Here is a 6,203-nt window from a genome sequence, read left to right as displayed (position 1 = left end):
AAATTGGTTGCTACCTTCGTATTTTAAGGGAAGGTATTTTTTTTGTTTCATTACACGTTTGGCATACATGTCGCGAAAAAAGAGTTTAGGGTCTCGTAAGAGCTTCCGAAATTTTTTATTGTTCATTTTTTTGACCTTTTATTTTTATTTGGTTTTGAAGTAATTTTCCAGCATTTGAATCAGTTTGTCCTGGTAGTTTTCAATCTGTTGCTGGCTGTGAAAATCGTTGGCACAAAAAGAGTGTGGCTGCTGCCCAATTTTTTTATTTTCCAAGAGCTTGATATATTGGGTAGGCGCTTTGTTGGAGCGGCTATTAAAATAATAACATATTTCATTACCTACTGTGGATTGCATGTTTAAAAAAACATCTACATAAGGGACGAGGAAGGTGGCAAAATTCAGATCGTGGTTGGAAAAATAGTTGGATAAAAAGGCTTTAATCTCAGTACGGTAGGTAGTGTCACCAAACAAATTCACAGCTGTTTTTAAACAGAAGAATATAAGCGGACAGTCAATATGGTAATTGTAATAGTATAATACAGTTTTTGAAGCAGAATGAGTTGGCGTATCGGTTTCTTTTTTGGACATTTGTTTTAGGCTTTTGTCTGTAATAAAAAGAGAAGCAATTCCGTTGGTGTGAAAGGTTCCTTCGGTAAGGGGGAGAACAGTAAATATATTGTCGTTAAAATAGATGAAGTATTCATTTAGATTGGGAATGTTGTGCAGGTGTGCTTAGATTACATGAGAATTGAAGGTGGGTAGGTATTACGGGTCAATGATTTGACCGTGATCTATTATGCTGACGTTGGGATAGTTGACGGAATTGAGCTGGTCAGACTGTTTTCGATAACAATAAGTTTGTCATGCTCTGTTGCACGCTGTTCAGCGTTGCGGACAGAGCATCTTTTGTTGAGATAGTCGCGGAAGAATACACCTGGTTGTCGAATCAGTTTTTTAAGTTTTCTCATGACGGTATTCGCTGTAATGTGATGTTTTTGATACTTATGTCAGGTTTTCAGACGGCCTAATATTTCATCAGGTGTTATAATGGTCGTGCTTAATTAAAAGTATAGTGAGATTTAATCAATGTTGAAAGCAGAATGTCTTACCCGCAGGGGCATGTTATTGTTGTGTGTCAGTCTGTTGGCTGCATGCTCTTCTCTTCCTACTTCCGGCCCAAGTACACGAAATGTTGTTGCTTTGGGGCAACAGCCGGCTACAGCCGAAGTGCCGGAGGTGGAATTGATTGATGTGAATGGTGCGGTGGCTCAGTCACTATATCAAGCGCAAGTTAATCAGTCATTTGCTCAGTTGGGCGATGGTACATCATCAATAGGGGCTATCAATATAGGCGATGTGCTGGACATTACGATTTGGGAAGCTCCTCCGGCTGTGTTGTTCGGCGGGGCTTTGTCGTCTACCGGTTCGGGTAATGCGCAGCAAACGAAGCTGCCTGAACAGATGGTCAGCTCTTCAGGTACGATTTCTGTGCCGTTTATCGGCGATGTGTCTGTCCTTGGTAAAACACCGGTTCAGGTGCAAAACATTATTAAAGGCCGTCTGAAAAAAATGGCGAACCAGCCGCAGGTAATGGTGCGCATGGTTCAAAACAATGCGGCGAATGTATCGGTTATCCGCGCGGGTAACAGTGTGCGTATGCCTTTGACGGCTGCAGGCGAGCGTGTGTTGGATGCGGTGGCTGCCGTGGGCGGTTCGACTGCGAATGTTCAGGATACGAACGTACAGCTGACACGTGGCAATGTTGTCAGAACGATTGCTTTGGAAGACTTGGTGGCGCATCCGCGTCAAAATATTTTGTTGCGCCGCGGTGATGTAGTCACAATGATTACTAATCCAAGCACGTTTACGTCTATGGGTGCGGTCGGTCATACGCAGCAGATTGGTTTCTCTGTGAAGGGCTTATCTTTGGCTGAGGCTGTGGGACGTATGGGCGGTCTGCAGGATTATAGTGCAGATGCGCGCGGCGTATTTGTATTCCGTTATGCGCCTTTGTCCGAGCTGCCTCCTGAGAAACAATCTAAATGGGTTGAAAAGGGTTATGGCGATCGTGCGGAGATTCCTGTGGTCTACCGTTTGAACCTGGCAGATGCGAATTCTATGTTTTGGATGCAGCGTTTCCCTGTGAAGGATAAGGACGTGGTGTATGTATCGAATGCACCGATGGCCGAAGTACGCAAGTTCTTGTCATTTGTGTTCTCGCCTGTGGTTAGCGGTGCGAACAGTATTAATAATTTAGTGAACTGATGGGGAAAATAATGTCTGAGCAAGTTTCTGCAAATGTGGATGTGAAACCGGAACAACCGGCTCCCGAAAAGAAAAAGGCCAAAAAGTCTTGGTTGCGTAAGATTAATCCGTTGCTTTGGGTAACGGTTATCGTGCCGACTTTGTGTTCCGGTGTGTATTACGGACTATTTGCTTCTGATCAGTTCACATCCCAGTCCAGCTTTGTGGTGCGTTCTCCTAAAAGCCAATCGTCTTTGAACGGCTTGGGCGCTATTTTGCAGGGGTCTGGTTTCTCTCGTGCGCAAGACGATATTTATACCGTGCAGGAATATATGCAGTCGCGTTCGGCTTTGGACGCGTTGCGTAAGAAAATGCCCGTTCGTGATTTTTATGAAAAAGAAGGCGACATTTTCAGCCGTTTTAATGGTTTTGGCCTGCGTGGCGAGGATGAAGCGTTTTATCAATACTACCGCGATAAGGTATCCATCCATTTTGACTCTGTCTCAGGCATTTCTAATTTGAGCGTTACATCTTTCAATGCCGGTGAATCTCAAAAGATCAATGATGCTTTGCTCAAACAGGGTGAGGTATTGATCAACCAGCTGAACGAACGTGCGCGTCAGGATACGATTCGTTATGCTCAGGAAGTGGTCAATTCGGCTGAAGAGAAAGTTAAAGAAGCTTCGGCTCAATTGACAAAATTCCGTGTTTCCAACGGTATTTTTGACTTAAAGGCGCAATCTGATGTGCAAATGGGTTTGGTATCCAAATTGCAGGACGAGTTGATTGTCATTCAGACCCAGCTGGACCAGGTAAAAGCCGTTACGCCTGAAAACCCGCAAATTCCAGGTTTGATTGCGCGCGAGAAGAGCTTGCGTAAAGAAATCTCGCAACAAATGAAAGCGATTTCCGGCGGTGGCGAGGGTTCGTTGTCCAATCAGGCGGCGGAATATCAGCGCGTGTATTTGGAAAACGAATTGGCCGAAAAACAATTGGCTGCGGCGATGACTTCTTTGGAAAGTGCAAAAGCGGAAGCAGATCGTCAGCAATTGTATTTGGAAGTGATTTCCCAACCGAACAAACCTGACTTGGCGCATGAGCCAAACCGTCTGTACAACATTGTGGCAACGTTTGTCATCGGTTTGATTGTCTATGGCATTGCCGTGTTGCTGTCTGCAAGTATCCGTGAGCATAAAAACTGATGAAAGAGCTACATAAAACATCGTTTTTGGAGTCGCTGCTTATCCAAAAAAGGGTAATCGGCGCACTCTTAATGCGTGAAATTATTACTCGCTACGGTCGTAATAACATTGGTTTTTTGTGGTTATTTGTCGAACCTTTGCTGCTGACTTTGGTTATGGTGTTGATGTGGAAATTCTTCCGCATGAACAACGTGTCGGCTTTGAATATCGTGGCTTTCACGCTGACAGGCTATCCGATGATGATGATGTGGCGTAATGCCTCTAATCGCGCCATCGGTTCGATTGCGGCCAATACAAGCCTGCTGTATCACCGAAATGTACGTGTTTTAGATACCATTTTTGCGCGTATGTTGTTGGAGATTGCCGGTGCCACCATTGCGCAGGTCGTGATTATGTTCGCATTGGTCATCATCGGTTGGATTGATGTACCGGCAGATATTTTCTATATGTTGTTGGCTTGGCTTTTGATGGCTATGTTTGCCGTTGGATTGGGGCTGGTCATCTGTTCGGTGGCATTTCACTTTGAGCCGTTTGGCAAGGTTTGGAGTACCATCAGTTTTGTGATGATGCCTTTGTCCGGCGTGTTTTTCTTCGTACACAACCTGCCTCAGCAGTTGCAACACTATGTGCTGATGCTTCCGATGGTGCATGGTACAGAAATGTTCCGTGCCGGATATTTTGGTAACAGCGTTACGACTTACGAAAATCCTTGGTATATTTTGTTGTGTAACTTGGTTTTGCTGCTGCTTGGTTTGGCGATGGTGGCGAGATTCAGCAAAGGGGTTGAGCCGCAATGATTTCAGTTGAACACGTTTCCAAACGCTATCTGACCCGCCAAGGTTGGCGGACAGTCTTACACGATATCAACTTCAAAATGGAGAAGGGTGAGAAAATCGGTATTCTCGGCCGCAACGGTGCAGGTAAATCGACGCTCATCCGTTTGATCAGCGGCGTTGAGCCGCCGACCACGGGCGAAATCAAGCGGACGATGAGTATTTCTTGGCCTTTGGCATTCTCCGGTGCGTTTCAAGGCAGTCTGACCGGTATGGACAATTTGCGTTTCATCTGCCGGATTTACAATGTCGATATCGATTATGTGAAGAACTTTACCGAAGAGTTTTCCGAGCTGGGGCAATATCTTTACGAGCCGGTCAAGCGTTATTCTTCAGGTATGAAGGCGCGTTTGGCATTTGCTTTGTCGTTGGCTGTAGAATTTGACTGCTATCTGATTGACGAAGTGATTGCGGTTGGCGACTCGCGCTTTGCCGATAAATGTAAGTACGAGTTGTTTGAGAAGCGCAAAGACCGTTCCATCATCTTGGTGTCACACAGCCACAGCGCCATGAAGCAATATTGCGATAATGCGATGGTGCTGGAAAAAGGGCATATGCACCAGTTTGAAGATATGGACAAAGCCTACGAATATTATAATTCGCTGCCTTAAAGCGATTGTTTTTTAAATCAGGCCGTCTGAAATTTCAGACGGCCTGTCCGTTGGAATTCTATTGATGAACATTACTCAAATTCTCTCCCAAGAACTCTCCGCCACCGCCGCGCAAATCAATGCCGCCATTGAGCTTTTGGACGACGGCGCGACCGTCCCTTTTATCGCGCGTTACCGTAAAGAAGCCACAGGCGGGCTGGATGATACGCAGCTGCGTCAGCTTGCCGAGCGGCTGCAATACCTGCGCGAGTTGGAGGAGCGCAAAGCCGTTGTGTTAAAAAGCATTGAAGAACAAGGCAAACTTTCAGACGACCTCAGGGCGCAAATCGAAGCCGCCGACAACAAAACCGCGCTGGAAGACCTGTATTTGCCCTACAAACCCAAACGCTGCACCAAAGCGCAAATCGCGCGCGAACACGGTTTACAGCCGCTGGCGGATGTGTTGCTTGCCGAACAGCCGCAGGACGTGGAAGCCGTCGCGCAAGGTTACCTGAACGAAAACGTCCCCGACACCAAAGCCGCGTTGGACGGTGCGCGCGCGATTCTGATGGAGCAATTTGCCGAAGATGCGGAACTCATCGGCACGCTGCGCGACAAGTTGTGGAACGAAGCCGAAATCCACGCGCAAGTCATTGAAGGCAAGGAAATCGAAGGCGAAAAATTCAGCGATTATTTCAACCATCGCGAACCTATTCGTACCATGCCCAGCCACCGCGCGCTGGCGGTTTTGCGCGGCCGCAACGAAGGCGTGTTGAACATCGCGCTCAAATACCAGCCCGACGACACGCCGATTACGCAGCAAAGCGAATACGAGCAAATCATCGCCCGCCGCTTCAAGGTTTCAGACGGCCACAAATGGCTGCGCGACACCGTGCGCCTGACTTGGCGCGCAAAAATCTTTTTGTCGCTGGAACTCGAAGCCCTAAATCGTTTGAAAGAAGCCGCCGATACCGACGCGATTACCGTGTTCGCCCGCAATCTCAAAGACTTGCTGCTCGCTGCACCTGCCGGACGGCTGACCACGCTGGGTCTCGACCCGGGCTACCGCAACGGCGTGAAATGCGCCGTGGTGGACGATACGGGCAAGCTGCTGGATACCGTTATTGTCTATTTGCATCAAGAAAACAATATGTTGGCAACGCTGTCGCGCCTGATCAAGCAGCACGGCGTGAAGCTCATCGCCATCGGTAACGGCACCGCCAGCCGTGAAACTGACAAAATCGCGGGCGAACTGGTGCGCGGAATGCCGGAAATGGGGCTGCACAAAATCGTCGTTTCCGAAGCCGGCGCGTCGATTTATTCCGCGTCCGAAC

Annotated in this window: 6 protein-coding genes; 5 read left to right on the top strand and 1 reads right to left on the bottom strand. The window is 47.5% G+C overall.

Features of this window, described 5'->3' with window-relative positions:
- Positions 1-144: 144 nt before the first annotated feature.
- A complete protein-coding gene (locus tag Q1M25_RS07365) occupies positions 145-588 on the bottom strand; it encodes a hypothetical protein (protein ID WP_224783273.1) in 444 nt (147 codons plus the stop codon).
- 498 nt (positions 589-1,086) lie between these two features.
- Between Q1M25_RS07365 and Q1M25_RS07360 the strand changes: the two genes are divergently transcribed.
- The 5 genes from Q1M25_RS07360 to Q1M25_RS07340 form a co-directional block, all read left to right on the top strand.
- The gene (locus Q1M25_RS07360) at positions 1,087-2,265 is read left to right on the top strand and encodes a polysaccharide biosynthesis/export family protein (protein WP_150537002.1); all 1,179 of its coding nucleotides are present in this window, start codon (positions 1,087-1,089) and stop codon (positions 2,263-2,265) included.
- Positions 2,266-2,276: 11 nt separating this feature from the next.
- Positions 2,277-3,446, top strand: a complete 1,170-nt coding sequence (locus Q1M25_RS07355) for a capsule biosynthesis protein (protein WP_036492193.1) — start codon at positions 2,277-2,279, stop codon at positions 3,444-3,446.
- Positions 3,446-4,243 carry an ABC transporter permease gene (locus tag Q1M25_RS07350; protein ID WP_300483444.1) on the top strand — a complete coding sequence of 266 codons (798 nt, stop codon included), beginning with the start codon at positions 3,446-3,448 and terminating at the stop codon, positions 4,241-4,243. The genes Q1M25_RS07355 and Q1M25_RS07350 overlap by 1 nt, the downstream gene beginning before the upstream one ends.
- Positions 4,240-4,890, top strand: a complete 651-nt coding sequence (locus tag Q1M25_RS07345) for an ABC transporter ATP-binding protein (RefSeq protein ID WP_036492188.1) — start codon at positions 4,240-4,242, stop codon at positions 4,888-4,890. Before Q1M25_RS07350 ends, Q1M25_RS07345 begins: the two co-directional genes overlap by 4 nt.
- Before the next feature lie 64 nt (positions 4,891-4,954).
- A partial coding sequence (locus Q1M25_RS07340) for a Tex-like N-terminal domain-containing protein (RefSeq protein ID WP_300483439.1) occupies positions 4,955-6,203 on the top strand: 1,249 nt, incomplete at its 3' end.

The organism is uncultured Neisseria sp. (genome assembly GCF_951230505.1).
GTDB lineage: Bacteria > Pseudomonadota > Gammaproteobacteria > Burkholderiales > Neisseriaceae > Neisseria.
Note: the sequence above shows the minus strand (reverse complement) of the source record. Positions and strands in the feature narration are given on the sequence as shown.

Bases quoted from the DNA above. Each gene is read 5' to 3' on its own strand.
- Q1M25_RS07365 (WP_224783273.1), bottom strand. From the start codon at position 588: ATGTCCAAAAAAGAAACCGATACGCCAACTCATTCTGCTTCAAAAACT.
- Q1M25_RS07360 (WP_150537002.1), top strand. From the start codon at position 1,087: ATGTTGAAAGCAGAATGTCTTACCCGCAGGGGCATGTTATTGTTGTGT.
- Q1M25_RS07355 (WP_036492193.1), top strand. From the start codon at position 2,277: ATGTCTGAGCAAGTTTCTGCAAATGTGGATGTGAAACCGGAACAACCG.
- Q1M25_RS07350 (WP_300483444.1), top strand. From the start codon at position 3,446: ATGAAAGAGCTACATAAAACATCGTTTTTGGAGTCGCTGCTTATCCAA.
- Q1M25_RS07345 (WP_036492188.1), top strand. From the start codon at position 4,240: ATGATTTCAGTTGAACACGTTTCCAAACGCTATCTGACCCGCCAAGGT.